This window comes from Acetobacteraceae bacterium (assembly GCA_039613835.1).
In the GTDB taxonomy this organism is placed as follows: Bacteria; Pseudomonadota; Alphaproteobacteria; order Acetobacterales; family Acetobacteraceae; genus Sorlinia.
Window position 1 is genome coordinate 969,847 of record CP154827.1, and the last position, 17,595, is coordinate 987,441.

Consider the following 17,595-nt stretch of genomic DNA (forward strand, 5'->3'; position numbering starts at 1 on the left):
CTTGCGGGCGACACCGGCCGGATCAGGCACGCAGGCTTTCCGCCGTTTCCGTCACTTTAAAGCCGATTGACCGCGCATAATCCTGCGGCACAATCATCCAGAAACGCGGGAGGTGATCTTCCCAACGATGCAGGATCTCTTGCGCATAGGCACTGCGCGTTTCCGAGACATGACGTTCGACAAAGTGCCGCAGCCGCGCTTGCCAATGAGGGTCGATGACGCGACTCCATAAGAGGGTTTCACGATTCAGCTTCTCCTCAAACCGGCCCTCCGCATCCAACACAAAAGCCATGCCCCCAGTAAAGCCAGCGCCGAAATTCGCGCCCGTCTGCCCGAGGATGACCACTTCTCCACCTGTCATATATTCGCACGCATTCGCACCACAGCCTTCAATGACGCTGAGTGCGCCGGAATTCCGGACCGCGAAGCGCTCACCCGCCTGCCCCGCTGCGAAGAGCGCGCCTGACGTCGCGCCATACAGCACCGTATTGCCGATAATTGCGTTTTCCTGTGATTGCCAATGCGCCATCGGGGGCGGCCGGATGACGATCGTGCCGCCGGAAAGACCTTTCCCAACATAGTCATTTGCATCACCGACAACATCAAGCTTGAGGCCCTTGACGGCGAAAGCCCCAAGTGACTGCCCCGCCGCGCCACGCAGGCGCAGGGTTAGATGGTCATCCGGCAGGGCATCCATGCCGTAACGCCGGGTGATCATGGACGAGATGCGCGTGCCAATGGCGCGGTCCGTATTCTGCACAGTGTAATACAGTTGCAATTTTTCACGATCGTCAAAAAAGGGCTTGGCGTCCGCGATAACCTGCATATCGAGCGCATCCGGCACCGGGTTCCGGCCTTCTCGCGTGCAGTATCGTGCATAGGGCCCCGGATCGGCCTGGACGAGGAGGGAGTTCAGGTCAAGATCATCCAGATAATCCGCCCCGCGTGAGACCTGACGCAAAAGATCCGTGCGTCCGATCACGTCTTCCAGCTTACTATAACCAAGATCCGCCAGGATATTACGGACATCCTCCGCGATGAAGGAGAAAAGATTGATGACTTTCTCCGGCGTACCCTCAAATTTGGCCCGCAGCTTTTCATCCTGCACACACACCCCGACGGGACAGGTGTTGGAATGACACTGACGCACCATAATGCACCCCATCGCGACCAACGCCGCCGTGCCTATCCCGAATTCCTCCGCGCCGAGCATGGCGGCGATCACGACATCCCGACCGGTTTTGATCCCGCCATCCGTGCGCAGGACAATGCGGTGACGCAACCGGTTGAGCATCAGCACCTGATGCGCCTCACTCAACCCCATTTCCCATGGAAGGCCCGCATATTTGATGGAAGATTGCGGGCTGGCCCCTGTCCCCCCACTATGACCCGAAATCATGATCGCATCCGCCTTGGCCTTCGCGACCCCCGCCGCGATCGTGCCGATCCCGCTCCGTGCGACGAGTTTGACCGTCACTGTGGCGTCGGGGTTGATCTGCTTAAGGTCGTAAATGAGCTGCGCGAGGTCCTCGATCGAATAAATATCATGATGCGGCGGCGGGGAGATCAGCGTCACGCCTTGTGTCGCGTGGCGCAGGCGTGCGATCAGTTCCGTAACTTTGAAGCCCGGTAACTGGCCGCCCTCACCCGGCTTGGCGCCCTGCGCGACCTTGATTTCAATTTCCCGGCAGCTATTGAGATATTCTGCCGTGACGCCAAAGCGCCCGGACGCCACCTGCTTGATGGCTGAACTCGGATTATCCCCGTTTTCCCGCGGGCGAAAACGCGCAGGATCCTCACCGCCCTCACCGGAATCGGATTTGGCACCGATACGGTTCATGGCAATTGCCAGCGTCTCATGCGCTTCTGGGCTCAGCGCCCCGAGGGAAATTCCCGACGCAACGAGGCGACGGCGGATTTTCGTGATGCTCTCCACCTGATCAACCGGGATGGGCTGACGGGTTTTGTGGTAATCGAGGAGATCCCGCAATGCGACGGGCGGTTGCTGGCGCACGGCGTCCGCATAACGCTGGTAGAGCGCGAAATTCTCGCTACTCACCGCGCTTTGCAGCATATGGATCAACTGCCCGTTAAACGCATGAACCTCACCCTTGCGGCGCAGCTTGTAAAGCCCACCAATGGGAAGCGCCTGGACATCACCCCCCCAAGCTGCGCGATGGGCTGTGATGACGTTGCGCGCCAGTCCGGGCAGGCCAATCCCGGAGATACGCGAGGGCATTCCGGGGAAGAACTCCGCGACAAAAGCACGCGATAAACCGATCGCCTCAAAATTATAGCCACCGCGATAGCTCGCCACGATGGAAATGCCGGATTTAGACATGATTTTCAGGAGGCCCTTATCCAGCGCCTTGCGATAACGCTCGACCGCATCCCTCAAACTCAGGGCACCGAAAAGACCGCGTTTGAGGCGATTGGCAATGGCCTCCTGCGCGAGGAATGGATTGACCGACGTCGCGCCAACGCCAATCGTCACCGCCATACCATGCACATCAAGCACGTCGGATGACCGGACATTTAGCGACGTAAACGTCCGCAAAGATTGTCGCACCAGATGGATATGCACCGACGCCGTCGCCAGAATCATCGGGATCGCGACCCGGGATACGTCCTGTTTTTCATCGGATAAAAAGAGATGGGTGCATCCACCGCGCACACTTTCCTCCGCCTCACGCCGGATGCGGGTGATCGCCTGTTTTAAACCCGCCTCCCCCGCTGCAAGCGGGAAGGTGCAGTCAATCATCTGCGCTTCACGTCCACAGAACTGCCGCAGCGCTTCGAACTCCCCATTTGTCAGGACGGGGCTCGGCAGAAGCAACATATCGCACTGGTCCGGCGATTGGTCGAGTATATTGCCCAGATTGCCGAGGCGCGTGGCCAAACTCATCACGTTCAGTTCACGCAGCGAATCGATAGGTGGGTTCGTGACCTGGCTGAAACCTTGACGGAAATGATGCGCCAGGCCGCGATAGGTCTTTGACAGCACCTGCAATGGCGCGTCATCCCCCATAGAGCCGATGACTTCTGACGCATTTTCAATCATTGGATGAAGGATCATCTCCAGATCTTCATAAGTCAGGCTCATGGCAAGTTGCCGCCGCATGAGGGCATCATCATCGAGAGTCACGGGTTCCGCGACGTCATCCCGCACGATGGCCTTGATGTTTCGCGTCCGCTCTGTCCAGGAGGCAAAGGGCTTTTGCGCCGCGAGGTGGCGCAGCATCTCATCAGGCATGTAAAGCTGCGCTTTATCAAGGTTGAAGCCCAGCGTCTCACCCGGACCCAACCGCCCCTTCGCGGTGACGCGCGCATCTTCAACATGCACCATCCCGGTTTCCGAACCGACAATCAGCAATCCGTCCGACGTCATCGTGTAACGCAGGGGACGCAGACCGGCCCGGTCCAGCCCCGCAATCACCCAACGCCCGTCCGTGGCGCAGAGGGCGGCCGGGCCGTCCCATGGCTCCATCACCGCATTATGATAATGAAACAGCGCGCGCTCATCTTTCGTCAGACCGGAGGCCTGGCTCAGAGATGCCGGGACGAGCAAGGTTTTGACCAGCGGCGCCGGTCGCCCGGCGAGAGCGAGGAGTTCAAACACATTATCAAGCATCGCCGTGTCGGAGCCTGCGGCTTGAATGACGGGTTTGATATCCTCCATGTAAGCGTCGAAATCCGGATGGGCCAGGCGCGTTTCATGGCTGCGCATCCAATTGACATTGCCGGAAAGCGTATTGATTTCGCCATTATGGGCAATGTGCCGGAAAGGCTGGGCGAGCTTCCAGGTCGGGAATGTGTTGGTCGAATAACGCTGATGGTAAATGGCGAAGCGCGAGATAAATTGCGGATGGAGTAGATCCGGATAAAAATCCGTCAAATTCTCCGCCAGGAACATACCTTTATAAATGACGGACCGACAGGAAAGGGAGCAGACATAAACGTCGGTCTGGCTGGCGGAAGCGGCTTTTTCAATACGACGCCGAATGACGTAAAGGTCACGCTCAAACTCATCTTCCGAACGGCCGAGCGCATTGCGGATGATGATCTGCTCAATCTCCGGCCGGGTTGCATTGGCTTTTTCCCCAATGCATCTTGTATCGATGGACACTTGTCGCCAGCCATAAATGCCATGGCCGAAATTGAGCACTTCACTCTCAATGATTGAGCGCCCGGCCTCCTGCGCGACGAGGTCCGTTTTTGGCAGGAAGACCATACCGACTGCGAGCCGGGCATCTTCCGTCCCCGCACCGCTATAATGAATCACATCCCGGAAAAAATTCTGCGGAATTTCTATATGAATGCCCGCACCGTCACCCGTCTTGCAATCCGCATCCACAGCACCGCGATGCCAGAGGGCCTTTAACGCCTCAATGCTCGCTTCAACCACATCGCGACGGGGCTTCCCGTCTAATGCGGCGATGAGACCGACGCCACATGCGTCCTTCTCCTGCGCGGGGTCATAAAGATTTTTGAGAGCGGCGACGTTATTCTGCCATTCCGTGACGAAGTTATTTTCTGACATGGTTTATTCCCCCACCCGGCGCTTTTTCATCATCGGCGCCGCTGCGTGCGATTCGGCCGCGTCACGCGTCTTGAGATAAGCGTGCATGGATTCAGCGGCCTCCTGCCCATCACGTATGGCCCAGACGACAAGGGAAGCGCCGCGCACAATATCCCCGCCAGCAAATACGCCTTCAAGGTTCGTCTCATATTGCCCAGGGCGGGTCTGCACCGTGCCCCAATGTGTCACGCCCAACTCAGGCACGCGCCAGTCAGCGCGCAGGTCTTCCGGCTCAAAACCCAGCGCCAATATGACAAAATCAGCCTGAATTTGCCTGACATCGCCGGGCACGGGCTCAACATCCCGTCGTCCTGTCGGGCCGATACCACCCAGGTGCATGGCCTTCACCCGAATAGCCTCAATCTGCTGTGCACCGACAAATTCGACCGGCGTGGTGAGCCAGGAGAAAGTGACGCCCTCCTCCTCCGCATTCCGCACTTCCTGCGCTGAGCCGGGCATGTTTTCACGATCCCGCCGGTAAAGGCAGGCCACGGAAGCAGCACCCTGACGAATCGCCGTGCGCACGCAATCCATAGCCGTATCGCCGCCCCCGATCACGACGACGCGGCGATCCCGGGCATGGAGGGCGGTCTCTGCGTCCGGAATCTCATGATAACCGCGTTTATTTGACTCCGTAAGGTAGGCCAAAGCCTGAATGACGCCCGCGCGCGCTGCGCCGGGGAGCGCGATATCCCGGGATCGATAAACACCCGTCGCGATGAAAACGGCATCATGCTGGTCACGCAGTGCCGCAAAGCTGATGCGCCCCTCACCTTCCCCGATCTCCGTCTTGAGATGGAACTGAATGCCCTGCCTCACGAGCAGATCATGACGCCGCGCGATGATGTCTTTTTCAAGCTTGAAACTGGGAATACCGTAGACAAGCAAACCCCCGATACGGTCATGCCGGTCATAAACATGGACTTGATAGCCGCGCGCCCGAAGCCGCTCCGCTGCAGCGAGCCCTGCGGGACCGGCACCGATAATGGCGACGGATTGCGCCAATTCAGCGCGCGGCAGACGCGGCTTAACCCAACCCTCGGCAAAGGCATTTTCCGTCACGAATTTTTCGACAGCGCCAATCGTGACGCTCTCAAAGCCCTTCTGGATGACGCAATTACCTTCACAAAGGCGGTCCTGCGGGCAGACGCGGCCACAAATTTCGGGAAAGCTATTTGTCGCGGAGGAAACCGCGAAAGCTTCCTCTAACCGCGCTTCCGCCGTCAGCATCAGCCAATCGGGTATATTATTCCCCAGTGGACAATGCACGGAGCAGAAGGGAACGCCACATTGTGAGCATCGACCGGCCTGACGCTCAGCCTGTTTGAGCGCGAAGTTTTTATAGATTTCTGCAAAATCCCGTCGGCGTGCGTCAGCATCACGCTTCTGCGGCATTTCCTGCGGGACAGAAACAAATTGAAGCATCCGCTCGACCATCGCCAACCTCTCTCCCAGAGCATCAGATGAAACGCATTCCGAAATCGTGAGGGGGAGCCCACGCGCGCCGCTTTTCATCCTTGCAAGAAAGCAGGCGCTGATTAAGGGGAAGGCGCCTATATCGCGACATAAAGGAAATGGGCTGATAATATAAGTCATTTATATTGACCTAATTGCCGTTTTTACTCTCGTCGCATCGGGACAGAAATTTTCTTCAGTCTCTAATAGATCACATATGTGACGTTTTATCCTGACCCTCATTGTGACTCGCACCCCCCAGCGCATCCTGCCGCCGTAAACAGGCGCACGAGACGCAAAACACCATATTGACGCCAGGCCACGAGGCGTTTAAACGCTTGCTCACCAACTGCATGTGTCGTTGAGATGCATGACAGGCTCCGTGCCCAGATGGCGGAATTGGTAGACGCGCAGGTTTCAGGTACCTGTGTCCGCAAGGACGTGGAAGTTCGAGTCTTCTTCTGGGCACCAGTTTTCTTTAAAAATGTCTGACGGTGTAAGCGACATTTTGCCGTCACCGCCCGGACCGGGCCGGATGAAGGACGATTGCCGATGACTTCCAGCCCGCAAGCCCAACCCCTCCTCCATGATGGAGACCTGCCATCCGGCCTTGATTTCGGCGCTATTGTCGCGATCGATACGGAAGCCATGGGGCTTAACCTGCATCGAGACCGGCTTTGCCTTGTGCAGCTTTCCGCCGGTGATGGCACGGCACATCTTGTGCAGATCAGACCGCCCCGGCTCAATGGAAGCTATGCGGATTGCCCCAATCTCAAAGCGCTGCTGACAGGCCCGCAGACGACGAAGCTCATGCATTTTGCGCGTTTTGACGTCGCCCTCCTGCAACATGCCCTCAAAATTGAGGTGACGCCCGTTATCTGCACTAAAATCGCCGCGCGCCTCGTGCGCACTTTTACCGACCGGCACGGCCTTGCCCATTTATGCCGGGAGCTTCTAGACATTGAATTGGCGAAACAGCAGCAGACGTCCGACTGGGGCGCCGAAATTCTCAATAAAGAGCAATTGAAGTATGCGGCCTCCGATGTCCTCTATCTTCACGCGTTGTGGGCGAAGCTCAAAGCTCTTCTGGAGCGGGAAGATCGCATGACGCTTGCCCAGGCCTGTTTCGATTTCCTGCCGACACGGGCGAAGCTGGACATGTTAGGTTACACGGACCCTGACATATTCTCCCACCGCGCTTGAACGCGGTGTTGTTTCGTCGTCTGATGCGTTAGAGTGGTCGGGACATGACTCATTGATCAGTCAGTATGACCAACTCATCTCGATTTGAGGCTTTACGCGTTTTGACGGCAAGGACCGGCTTATGAGTGTTCTCCAATCTGCGATTGACGCAATCGATGCAGAAAGTGTCGGACTTGCGCGTCTGCGGGAGGCCCTCACCTGCGACACGATGTTTCAGAATGCCTTCACTGAGGCGACTCAACTCATCCTGTCGATGCGGGGCCGTCTGGTTGTTTCCGGCATCGGGAAATCAGGGCATGTCGGCCGTAAGATACAGGCCACACTGACCTCAACAGGCACGCCCTCGCTCTTTCTGCATCCGGCGGAAGCCGCCCATGGTGATCTCGGCATGGTGCGTCAGGACGATGTCCTCCTTCTGATCTCCTATTCCGGTGAAACGGGGGAGCTTGTCGCCGTCATTGAACACGCCATCCGGAATAACCTGTCTGTCATCGCGATGACGGGCCATGCGCAAAGCACGCTGGCGCGCGCCAGCCGCGTGCTTCTGCTCCTCCCCATGGCGGCGGAGGCCTGCCCGATGGGCCTGGCCCCTACCACAAGTACACTTATGCAATTGGCTTTGGGCGATGCGCTGGCGGTCTCCTTGTTGCAGAAGCGGCAATTCTCCGCCCATGATTTCGGCGCGTTTCACCCTGGCGGCAAATTGGGCACGGCGCTGCGGCCCATCTCACAATTAATGCATTCGGGCGCAGCCATGCCTCTTGGCCGGCCGGATATGACCCTCACAGACGTCATTGTTGAGATGACGCGCAAAACTTTCGGATGTATCGGTATTATTGATGACCGGCGACGCCTGATCGGTCTGATCAGCGATGGCGATTTACGGCCCGCTTTATCTGGCGACCTTAAGACGCGCACCGCGTGTGACATTATGAATGTCTCGCCCCTAACGACGGAACCCTCACGACTGGCGCAGGAGGTGCTTCAACTGATGACGGAGCGTGCGCGCCCTGTCTCCAGCGTTTTTATTCTAGATGAGTCAGGGTGCCCTCAAGGTATTGTACATCTCCATGACCTCCTCCGCGTCACGGTTCCATGAGCGACACGCCACGCACGCCGCCACCGCGACGGGATGACTTCCAACGCGACAGCAAGGCGCAGGCGGCCCATCGCCGCGCCTTGCTGGACCATCAGAATGAGCGGCCGCGCAACCTACCCACCAAGGCCTCCCTGCATACAAGGCGCAAACGGCTTGATATAGCAAAATGGGTGCTGCCCTGTGTGGCCATTCTGATGCTGGGCTCCATCGCTGTCTGGCCCGAAGTGGCGCGGTGGGTCAATGTCAATCAGGCCGTCCTGAAAGAGATGGAAGAAATGCGCGTGCAGAATGGCACGCTGGAGGACGCGGTTTATCGCGGGCTCGATAACAGAAATCGGCCTTACATGATCACCGCGAAATTCGCCAACCAGCGGGATCTGAATCGCATCGACCTTGTGGACCCGGTAGCTGAGCTGCATCTGACGAGCGGCGGTTGGGCGCAGATCCGTGCCGATAGCGGCGTTTACATGCAGCATGAGCAGACTTTGAACCTGCGCGGTCACGTCGTACTCTATCGTGATGATGGGACGTTGATGAACAGCCCGACCGCAGATCTTGACCTCCATGCCGGGATCATCGCATCTTCAGACTGGGCACATGCGGAGGGCCCGTTTGGCAAGCTTGACGCGCAGGGCTATTTTCTGGACCAGCACGCCGGATTGCTTGAATTTACCGGGCCGGAGCGCATCGTTCGCAATAATGACCAGAACGACACGCTCCCGACACGTCGAAAAGATGAAACTTCCAGTCCATGACCTGCCGTCTGACGCGATCCTTCGCTCTTGTGACATGCATCTCACTCTATGGCGTGGTCAACGCCCGGGCCGACACGATTGATAAATCCCACGGGGAGCAGATCACCATCAGCTCAGCTGGCCCCCAGACTTATGATCACGACTCCCAGACGATCACTTTTCTTGATCGCGCACGGGCTGTGCGCGGCGATGCCACGATTGATGCTGATCAGCTCATCGGGTTTCTACGCAAGAAGACAATGCCCCAATCCGCACAGAACCAGACGGGGAACGCGTCTCAAGCCGGCGCCTCGAACGGGGATTATGCGATGGGCGGGTCGATGGAGCTTTACCGCATGGAGGCCATCGGGCACGTCCATATTTATTCCCCGACCGACCAGGCTTGGGGCGACAGGGCGCTTTACGATGTCGATCAAGCGACATTGGTCATGATAGGGAAAAACCTGAAAATGACGACGCCGACCACCGTCATGACCGCGCGTGACGTCGTTGAATATCACACCACAAATAAAATGTCGGTCGGGCGCGGCGACGCCACGGTGACAACCAATGACGGAAAGAGGATCCGGGCCGATATCCTTGTTGCGTTCGGCAAGCCGGATACACCGGAAGCGTCGCGCCACAAAACAACAACGCAGCAGGATGGACAATCCGGCGCGAAAGCCGGCAGGCTTGATCGCGCCTATGCGTGGGGCAATGTCATCATCCGCACCCCGACGGAAACAGCGACCGGGGACCGTGGCGTCTATGTTTTCGATACGGAACTGGCGCGGTTGATCGGGAGCGTCCATGTTACGAATGGGCAGAACCAGAATAACGGGCAATCAGCGATTGTGAATGTCAAAACAGGTGTCGCGATCATGGACCCCGCACCGGGGCAACGTATTGAGGGCCTTGTCATCCCGAACCAGACCAACAGCACCAGATCAGGGCCTACGAAATGAACGAGACGATCGCTTTGCATGAAATCGTGGATAATCCCGCGGTTTCGTCAGGTTTGATTGCCCATGGCATCGGCAAAAAATATAAAAAGCGCCAGGTCGTGAAAGATGTGTCGCTTCAGGTGCAGCGAGGCGAGGCTGTCGGACTGCTCGGCCCCAATGGCGCGGGCAAGACGACAAGCTTCTATATGATTGTTGGACTCGTCCAGCCCGATACGGGCACCATCACTCTCGATGGCGCCGATATTACCGGCCTGCCCATGTATCGCAGGGCGCGTCTGGGCATTGGCTATCTGCCGCAGGAGGCCAGTATTTTTCGCGGGCTCAATGTGGAGCAGAACATCCTCGCGGCATTGGAAGTCGTTGAGTCAGATTACGACCGACGCCATGCGATGCTGGATGGTCTCCTCGGCGAATTCGGCATTTCGCATTTGCGTCATGCCCCGTCCCTCGCCCTCTCCGGCGGTGAACGTCGTCGCCTTGAAATCGCCCGCGCCCTCGCGAGCCAGCCAAATTATATTTTGCTGGATGAGCCTCTTGCGGGGATTGACCCGATTGCGGTGGGCGAGATTCGTGACCTCGTTTCTCACCTCAAAGATCGGAGGATCGGTGTGCTCATCACGGACCATAATGTGCGTGAAACGCTGGAAGTCATTGACCGCGCCTATATCATGCATAGTGGCCAGGTTTTGATGGAAGGCGTGCCGGGGGCCATTGTCGCCAATGAGGATGTGCGTCGCGTTTATCTTGGTGAGAATTTCTCGCTTTAGTCGCGCATCACAGCCTGATTTGCACCAGGCGCGCGGAAGCGCTTCGAACAGCGAAATTCCTGCACCCCCGGCCCGAAACCTTCGTTACGCGTCGCGTGCGTCCGGGCGACAGGCCGCAATCGCCGTGATCTCAACACGCCATGACGGGGCCGCCAGACGCGCCTCAACCGTTGCGCGAGCCGGTTTGCAACCCACATCAATCCATGCATCCCACGCCTTGTTCATGGCGTCGATATCCGTGATATCAGCGAGAAAGATCTGCACGGACAGCAAATGAGGCTTCTCCGACCCGGTTTCCGCAAGCAGATGGTCGATCTGCGCGAGGATGTCGCGGGTCTGCCCTTCAGCATCAAGCGAGGTGTCATCCGCGACCTGCCCCGCCAGATAGACAAGACCGCCATGGCGCACTGCACCACTCAGACGTGGTTCATTAGCGTAACAACGAATCACCTCAGTGAAGCCAGGTTGGCGTCAACTCATTATCGATAATCGCTTCAACGGCGCTATCATGGTCCTCGGCCAGGGCCATGGGCGTACCATCAGCCGCATGAATCGCAAAAGCGGCCTCACCTTCAAAGACGACTTCCCTGACATAGGCAACCTGTTTCATGCCAAGTTTAAGCAGTTCCAGATTGGAGATAGTCCGAAGGTCCGATGTCGCTCCGGCGGGATAAGGCGCGTCCGAAGCGGAGGATGTTCTGGCCATATTCAAGCGTCCTTTCAGTATGAAGACACTAAGCGGGGGCGAAACCCCTTCAGGTTTTAATTGTCGCCAGGGGCGGGAGTTCCGCGCGGGCGCCTGGGTCGAGGCAGCTCGATCTCCGTATTGGGCATACCACGCGCGCTGCGTTTGCCGTCCGAAATTTCTATCTGCTTAACGCGAACTTCAGGCTGAGGGCGATACAAATCGATGTGAAGCAACCCGTTATCCAGCCATGCATCCCCGACTTCTATATTGTCGGCAAGCACAAAAGATTTTTGAAATTGCCGTGCCGCAATACCGCGATGGATAAAGGCGCGGCCCTGCGAGTCGTCATTCTGACGGCCCCTGATCACAAGTTGGTTATCTTCCTGCGTGATCTGGAGATCCGTCATGGCAAACCCGGCGATGGCCAGTGTCACGCGCAGCGTTTTCTGGTCAAGCTGCTCAATATTGTAAGGCGGGTAGCCATCCGAGACAGTTTTGGCAGCACGCTCCAGCATTTGCTCCAGATAATCGAACCCGAGAAATGTCGGGGAAGTGAATAAGCGTCCTGACAAAGCAAGCCTCCTCATTGAGCGAGACAAACCGTCCTGACCCGAATGGCGTCAGACGGTTGAATAAGGATCATTTTATCACATATGCGACTCAAACTGACAACTTCAACCACCCCGATCCCGTTTTAACTTTTGCTTCGGCGGCATGGCGACGACGAAAAACGTTGGCGCGACGCCGAAATTTCGGTAGGAGCGCGCTATGGAAGCTCTCTCATTCTTGAACGATCTCGACTCAGTCACGCCGACACCGATCCTGGTTGCACCGCACCCTGTCCTCTCGCGCAAGGCTGCGCGCGTCCAGGCTTCGGATCTGTCGCAAGTTCGTGTGACCCTGCCCGGTATGTTCGCGGCCATGTATCGTGCACCGGGGATTGGCCTCGCCGCGCCGCAAGTGGGGATCGGGCTGCGCTTCATGATTATCGACATTACCGAGAATGACGCAAGGTGCCCTCGCATCTTCATTAACCCGGAGATCACCTCCTTTTCAGATGAGAAAGCTGTGACGGAGGAAGGCTGCCTCTCCGTCCCCAACCAATATGCGGAGGTTATCCGGCCGGAGCGCGTCACGATAAAATATCAGAATCTCGATGGTCAGGATGAAGAGCTGGAAACAGATGGTCTCCTCGCGATCTGCATCCAGCATGAGATCGACCATCTCGATGGCATTCTTTTCGTGGATCATCTTTCAAAGTTGAAGCGCAATATGCTGATGAGAAAACTGGCGAAAGAACAGCGCGGGAAGTAGTCATGCGCCTTATTTTCATGGGCACGCCCGCTTTCTCCGTTCCGGTTCTGGACGCGCTTCGGGCAGCCGGTCATGAGATTGTCGCGGTCTATACCCAGCCGCCTCGCCCGTCGGGACGTGGCAAAAAATTGCAGCTTTCGCCGGTGCGTCAGGCCGCAGAGGCAGCACACCTCCCGGTCATGTCGCCTTCGAAGCTTCGTGATGAAGCTGAAGAACTCAAAATATTCAGCGACTTCAAAGCGGATGCCGCCATTGTCGTCGCTTACGGGATCATCCTTCCCCTCGCCTTTCTTACCGCGCCGCGCCTTGGCTGCATAAATGTGCATGCCAGTCTCCTGCCGCGTTGGCGCGGTGCAGCGCCGATTCAGGCCGCTATCATGGCGGGCGATGCGCAAACGGGTATTTCCATCATGCAAATGGATGCGGGGCTGGATACAGGCCCCGTCCTGTCAACGGCGCGCATCCCCATCGCTCTGGATGAAACCGGGGCGACTTTGCATGATAAATTGTCGGCTCTCGGCGCAGAACGCCTTATTGAGACTTTAAACGCGCCATTGCAGGCCACACCGCAATCTGATCAAGGCGCGACATATGCGGCCCGTTTGACGCGGGAGACAGGCCGGATTGACTGGTCCCTCCCAGCCGAGACGCTGGAACGCCGGATCCGCGCCCTCACGCCCTGGCCGTCCTCCTCTACGACCTATAATGGTACGACCCTCAAAATCGGCGGGGCTGAGGTCATGAAAGGCGTTTCATCTGCACAGCCCGGCATGACTCTGGATGATGCACTCACCGTTCAATGCGGCCAGGATGCCTTGCGGCTGACCCATATTCAAAGGCCCGGTAAAGCCATGCTCGCGCAAGATGTGTTTTTGAGAGGCTGGGCCGTGCCGCGAGGAAGTCGCTTTGAATAACCTCCCGGAGGCGGGTTATACGCGCTGGGCGCTTCTCCTCGAATTCGACGGAACGGGGTTTGTCGGCTGGCAACGACAGGAAAATGGTCCCTCCATCCAGGGCTGTCTGGAGGCTGCGGGCGCGGCTTTTTTCGGTGGTCGGTCCGTGATGTCGGCCACATCGGGCCGGACAGATGCCGGGGTGCACGCTTCAGCCATGGTTGTGCAGCTCGATGTGCCCGATATGCGCGCCGTCTCCGCCCACCAACTTCGTAACGGGCTGAATTTCCACCTGAAGCCCCACTTGATCGGCGTCAGAATGGCCCGTCCAGCGCCAACGGACTGGCACGCACGATTTTCCGCCATTGGTCGGCGTTATCGTTATACGATCCTCAACCGGGCGGCGCGTCCGATATTGGACGCCCATCATGTCTGGCACGTCAAACATCCCCTTAATGTCGATGCCATGCAGGAGGCGTCACGCTTTCTGATCGGACGACATGATTTTTCATCATTCCGGGCGGCGTCCTGTCAGGCCAGCGGCCCGATCAGAACGTTGGATGAAATGACCATCACCCGTTCGGACGATTATATTGTCCTTGAGGTGCAGGCGCGCTCCTTCCTTCATCATCAAGTGCGGAATTTCGCGGGGTCACTGGCTTTAGTGGGACGGGGCAAATGGTCCGCAACGCATTTACGCGATGTGCTTCATGCCCGGGACAGAACTCAGGCCGGCCCCACCGCCCCGCCTGAGGGGCTGTGCCTGATCAGGGTGGATTACCCGGAAAAACTTTTTAAAATTGCGTGATGCAGGGCGCGGCGCTGATTTACGGTGCCTTGGGTTTCGCCGGGTCCAGCCATAGCGATTGGGCGGGGAGATTATGGTTGAGCCGCGTCCCGACCTGCACCACAATCATACTGGCGACGAGACTGAGCACCATAATCGCCGCGACCTGACGCCACTGAATTTTCAACCCTGCGCGCAAGACGCGGCACATCACGATGATCAGATAAATTGAAAGCATGACCGGCACGCCGGACAGCGCCCTTCTGGCCTGGGACGCATCATTCATGAGGATCTGTATCAGCGCACTGCCGGCCAGAACGCCGAAAATCAGAAATAGATTGGTCAGTGCCGTAGCGGAGAGGATCGCTGTCGCACAGCGCGGCCAGAGCGCCTCACGCCCCCAACGCTCCGCCGCCGCCTGAATAATGGTGATGATCACGAGATATTGGCAGATTTCCCCCAGAGCGACGCGGGGATAACTACATGGATCCGTCCGCAATTGCGGCGCTAAAAGGGAAAGGCAGAGAAAGACAAGTTCGGAGAGGAAGACGACGACAATCAGCGCGCTGAACACCGCAAGGCGTGTGCCAGCGAAATAGGCATAGGCCCCAACCATCCATGCGCAACAAGCCGTTCAGGCCCTGCTCGAAATTCTGCTGCATGGTTGAGTCAAATTTCACGTGATATCACCTTTTGGAGAAGATGGGTGAAGCCTGATCAAAGCCCAAGATCCAGAATGAAGGTACGATATATGTCCCGCAACGCGTCAAGGTCACTAAGATGCACCGCCTCATCAACTTTGTGCATCGTGGCGCCGACCAGACCGAACTCCGCCGTCGGGCAGTAGGATGCGATGAACCGAGCATCAGACGTGCCACCGGACGTATCCATCTGGGGACGCCGTTCCGTCACGGCTTCAATAGAGCGGGCCAGGCTTTCAACATAATGGTTCGGCTCCGTCAGGAAAGCCTCGCCGCTGATCGCGACATCAACCGTGGCGTCCGGCGCATAGTCCCGCGTCGTTTCTTTAACCCATTGCGCCAGATCCGTACCATGATGATGGTTGTTGAAACGAATATTTAGCCGCATTGACGCCTGGCCAGGGATGATATTCGTCGCTTCATTGCCGACATCGATATTGGTGATCTGAAGTGATGAGGGTTGGAACCATGCATTCCCCTCATCAAGCGTGCGGGACCGGAGCGCATTGATCAGAGCGACCAGCCGGTGGATCGGATTATCCGCGCGATGGGGATAGGCGACATGGCCCTGAACACCCCGAATAGTGACCGTCGCATTCAGGCTTCCCCGACGGCCGATCTTGATTGTCTCTCCGATTTTCTCCGGGTTGGTGGGCTCTCCCACCAGGCAGAAATCTGGGATATGGCCTTCCGCCTTCATCCACGCCAATACGTCCCGCGTGCCGTGCTGCGCCGTCCCCTCCTCATCGCCCGTGATCAAAAAACTGATGGAGCCATGAAGCTCACGCGCGTGCAGGATGGACGAGATCGCACTGGTGAAGGCCGCGATCGCACCTTTCATGTCACTTGCGCCGCGACCGTAAAGCACATTCTCCTCAATCATGGCCGCGAAAGGGGGGGGGCGCCAACCCTCCCCCGGCGGCACGACATCCGTATGCCCCGCGAAACAGAGATGCGGCCCGTTTCGGCCCCGCCGCGCAAAAAGATTGGGCGTTTGCGCCCCCTCCGGGCCAAAGGGAAGGTGCCATATCTCGAACCCTAACCCCGCGAGAACATCCGCAAGATAGGTGAGGGCGCCCTCATCCGCCGGTGTGACGGAGGGACATTTCAATAGAGCCTGCGCGAGTTCGAGGACCGGGACCTCCATGGCTCAGTCTCTCAACAACTCGTTGATTGAGGTTTTCGCACGTGTGCGGGCATCAACCCGCTTGACGATGACGGCGCAGGCGAGAGACGGCCCACCCGGCGTTTTTGGCGGCAGCGTGCCCGGCACGACGACAGAGTAAGCCGGTACGCGTCCCATGAAGACCTCTCCCGTTTCCCGATCGACGATCTTTGTCGAGGCACTGAGAAACACGCCCATGGACAGGACAGCGCCCTCCTCAACGATGACGCCTTCCGCCACCTCTGATCGGGCACCGATGAAGCAGTGATCTTCAATGATTACCGGTGCGACCTGGAGCGGCTCCAGCACGCCGCCAATTCCGGCCCCGCCACTGATATGGACGTTTTTACCAATTTGCGCGCATGAGCCCACAGTGGCCCATGTATCAACCATCGTGCCGATATCCACGTACGCACCCACATTCACGAAGCTTGGCATCAGCACCACGCCAGGCGCGATATAAGCGGAGCGCCGCACGATCGCACCTGGAACTGCCCGGAAACCGGCGCGGTCAAAATGGCTCTTCTCCAAACCGGCAAATTTAAGCGGCACTTTATCGAACCCATCCACTCCGCCACAAGCCTGCGCAACCGGCTGACTGTCATTCAGCCTGAAAGACAGGAGGATAGCTTTTTTGAGCCACTCGTGAATAGTCCAGCCCTGTCCGGATTTTTCAGCGACACGTAACTGACCCTGATCAAGCGCAGCGAGCACATTTTCAACCACGTGACGGTCTTCGCCACCCGTCTTGGCATTAAGGGTGTCACGGCGGTTCCAGAGGCCGTCAATGTGGGATCGCACTTTTGTAAGCTGCATGAGGATGTTCCAACTTATTGTTGCCAGACTCAGTTACTGGCCGAAAAGCGGCCTCATGACCGCTGCCCCTGTATGTCCGGGAGATGGTCATCAAGGCAAGCTTAAATTGTTTCCGGCGCCTTTCCGCACCATGTCAAAACCGGCGAACGAAAACGAACCTTGCGGCCTCAACCGGTCTTGCGCGTCTTATTCTTTCGCGGGCTACACATGACGCGCAATAGTCTGAGCGTAACCGGGGGCTTAATGTAACGATGATATAAATATCGGTGACCCTGACGGGCCGCGCCCCGTAAATGTCACCGTGACGCACCGCCCTTTTTACCTGCGGATGATGAACATTGAAACGCATTTAAAATCTTTGCAACAGCATTAACCTTGACGCCGGGACGCTTCAGCCTGCAAAATAAAGTATCACTTCGGGGCTTGATA

Annotated in this window: 16 protein-coding genes and 1 tRNA gene; 9 read left to right on the top strand and 8 right to left on the bottom strand. The window is 57.6% G+C overall.

What is annotated here, in order from left to right; genetic code table 11:
• Positions 1–22: 22 nt before the first annotated feature.
• Positions 23–4,540 carry a glutamate synthase large subunit gene (gltB, locus tag AAYR33_05425; GenBank protein XAO72308.1) on the bottom strand — a complete coding sequence of 1,506 codons (4,518 nt, stop codon included), beginning with the start codon at positions 4,538–4,540 and terminating at the stop codon, positions 23–25.
• Between the two features lie 3 nt (positions 4,541–4,543).
• Positions 4,544–6,016, bottom strand: coding sequence for an NAD(P)-dependent oxidoreductase (locus tag AAYR33_05430; GenBank protein XAO72309.1), 1,473 nt, complete (start codon positions 6,014–6,016; stop codon positions 4,544–4,546).
• 402 nt (positions 6,017–6,418) lie between these two features.
• Between AAYR33_05430 and AAYR33_05435 the strand changes: the two genes are divergently transcribed.
• The 6 genes from AAYR33_05435 (at position 6,419) to lptB (ending at position 10,802) form a co-directional block, all read left to right on the top strand.
• A tRNA-Leu gene (locus tag AAYR33_05435) sits at positions 6,419–6,505 on the top strand.
• An 81-nt stretch (positions 6,506–6,586) separates the two neighbouring features.
• A complete protein-coding gene (locus tag AAYR33_05440; protein XAO72310.1) occupies positions 6,587–7,237 on the top strand; it encodes a ribonuclease D in 651 nt (216 codons plus the stop codon).
• 121 nt (positions 7,238–7,358) lie between these two features.
• A complete protein-coding gene (locus AAYR33_05445) occupies positions 7,359–8,336 on the top strand; it encodes a KpsF/GutQ family sugar-phosphate isomerase (GenBank protein XAO72311.1) in 978 nt (325 codons plus the stop codon).
• Positions 8,333–9,091: an LPS export ABC transporter periplasmic protein LptC gene (gene lptC / locus AAYR33_05450; protein XAO72312.1), complete on the top strand. Its 759-nt coding sequence runs from the start codon at positions 8,333–8,335 to the stop codon at positions 9,089–9,091. The genes AAYR33_05445 and lptC overlap by 4 nt, the downstream gene beginning before the upstream one ends.
• Positions 9,088–10,035, top strand: a complete 948-nt coding sequence (locus AAYR33_05455) for an LptA/OstA family protein (protein XAO72313.1) — start codon at positions 9,088–9,090, stop codon at positions 10,033–10,035. The genes lptC and AAYR33_05455 overlap by 4 nt, the downstream gene beginning before the upstream one ends.
• Positions 10,032–10,802 (top strand): LPS export ABC transporter ATP-binding protein, encoded by a 771-nt coding sequence (lptB, locus tag AAYR33_05460; GenBank protein ID XAO72314.1) that lies wholly within the window; start codon positions 10,032–10,034, stop codon positions 10,800–10,802. The genes AAYR33_05455 and lptB overlap by 4 nt, the downstream gene beginning before the upstream one ends.
• A gap of 84 nt (positions 10,803–10,886) precedes the next feature.
• Here lptB and AAYR33_05465 read toward each other — a convergent pair whose 3' ends face one another.
• From AAYR33_05465 to AAYR33_05475, 3 genes are read right to left on the bottom strand one after another with little or no spacing between them, the layout of a single operon-like run.
• Complete coding sequence (locus AAYR33_05465; GenBank protein XAO72315.1) at positions 10,887–11,252, bottom strand: RidA family protein; 366 nt, start codon at positions 11,250–11,252, stop codon at positions 10,887–10,889.
• A gap of 1 nt (position 11,253) precedes the next feature.
• Positions 11,254–11,508: a DUF1150 family protein gene (locus tag AAYR33_05470; GenBank protein XAO72316.1), complete on the bottom strand. Its 255-nt coding sequence runs from the start codon at positions 11,506–11,508 to the stop codon at positions 11,254–11,256.
• 56 nt (positions 11,509–11,564) lie between these two features.
• Entirely contained in the window at positions 11,565–12,062 is a 498-nt protein-coding gene (locus AAYR33_05475; protein ID XAO72317.1) for an Hsp20 family protein, read from the bottom strand.
• Positions 12,063–12,258: 196 nt separating this feature from the next.
• Here AAYR33_05475 and def point away from each other — a divergent pair, with 196 nt between their 5' ends.
• From def to truA, 3 genes are read left to right on the top strand one after another with little or no spacing between them, the layout of a single operon-like run.
• Positions 12,259–12,804 carry a peptide deformylase gene (gene def / locus AAYR33_05480; GenBank protein XAO72318.1) on the top strand — a complete coding sequence of 182 codons (546 nt, stop codon included), beginning with the start codon at positions 12,259–12,261 and terminating at the stop codon, positions 12,802–12,804.
• Between the two features lie 2 nt (positions 12,805–12,806).
• On the top strand, positions 12,807–13,718 hold the full coding sequence (gene fmt / locus AAYR33_05485; GenBank protein XAO72319.1) for a methionyl-tRNA formyltransferase: 912 nt from the start codon (positions 12,807–12,809) through the stop codon (positions 13,716–13,718).
• Positions 13,711–14,505, top strand: a complete 795-nt coding sequence (gene truA / locus AAYR33_05490; protein ID XAO70552.1) for a tRNA pseudouridine(38-40) synthase TruA — start codon at positions 13,711–13,713, stop codon at positions 14,503–14,505. The genes fmt and truA overlap by 8 nt, the downstream gene beginning before the upstream one ends.
• 19 nt (positions 14,506–14,524) lie before the next feature.
• Here truA and AAYR33_05495 read toward each other — a convergent pair whose 3' ends face one another.
• The 3 genes from AAYR33_05495 to dapD form a co-directional block, all read right to left on the bottom strand.
• The gene (locus tag AAYR33_05495) at positions 14,525–15,100 is read right to left on the bottom strand and encodes a hypothetical protein (GenBank protein ID XAO70553.1); all 576 of its coding nucleotides are present in this window, start codon (positions 15,098–15,100) and stop codon (positions 14,525–14,527) included.
• Between the two features lie 101 nt (positions 15,101–15,201).
• Positions 15,202–16,332: a succinyl-diaminopimelate desuccinylase gene (gene dapE / locus AAYR33_05500; protein XAO70554.1), complete on the bottom strand. Its 1,131-nt coding sequence runs from the start codon at positions 16,330–16,332 to the stop codon at positions 15,202–15,204.
• Positions 16,333–16,335: 3 nt separating this feature from the next.
• On the bottom strand, positions 16,336–17,166 hold the full coding sequence (gene dapD, locus AAYR33_05505) for a 2,3,4,5-tetrahydropyridine-2,6-dicarboxylate N-succinyltransferase (protein ID XAO70555.1): 831 nt from the start codon (positions 17,164–17,166) through the stop codon (positions 16,336–16,338).
• Positions 17,167–17,595: the final 429 nt, after the last annotated feature.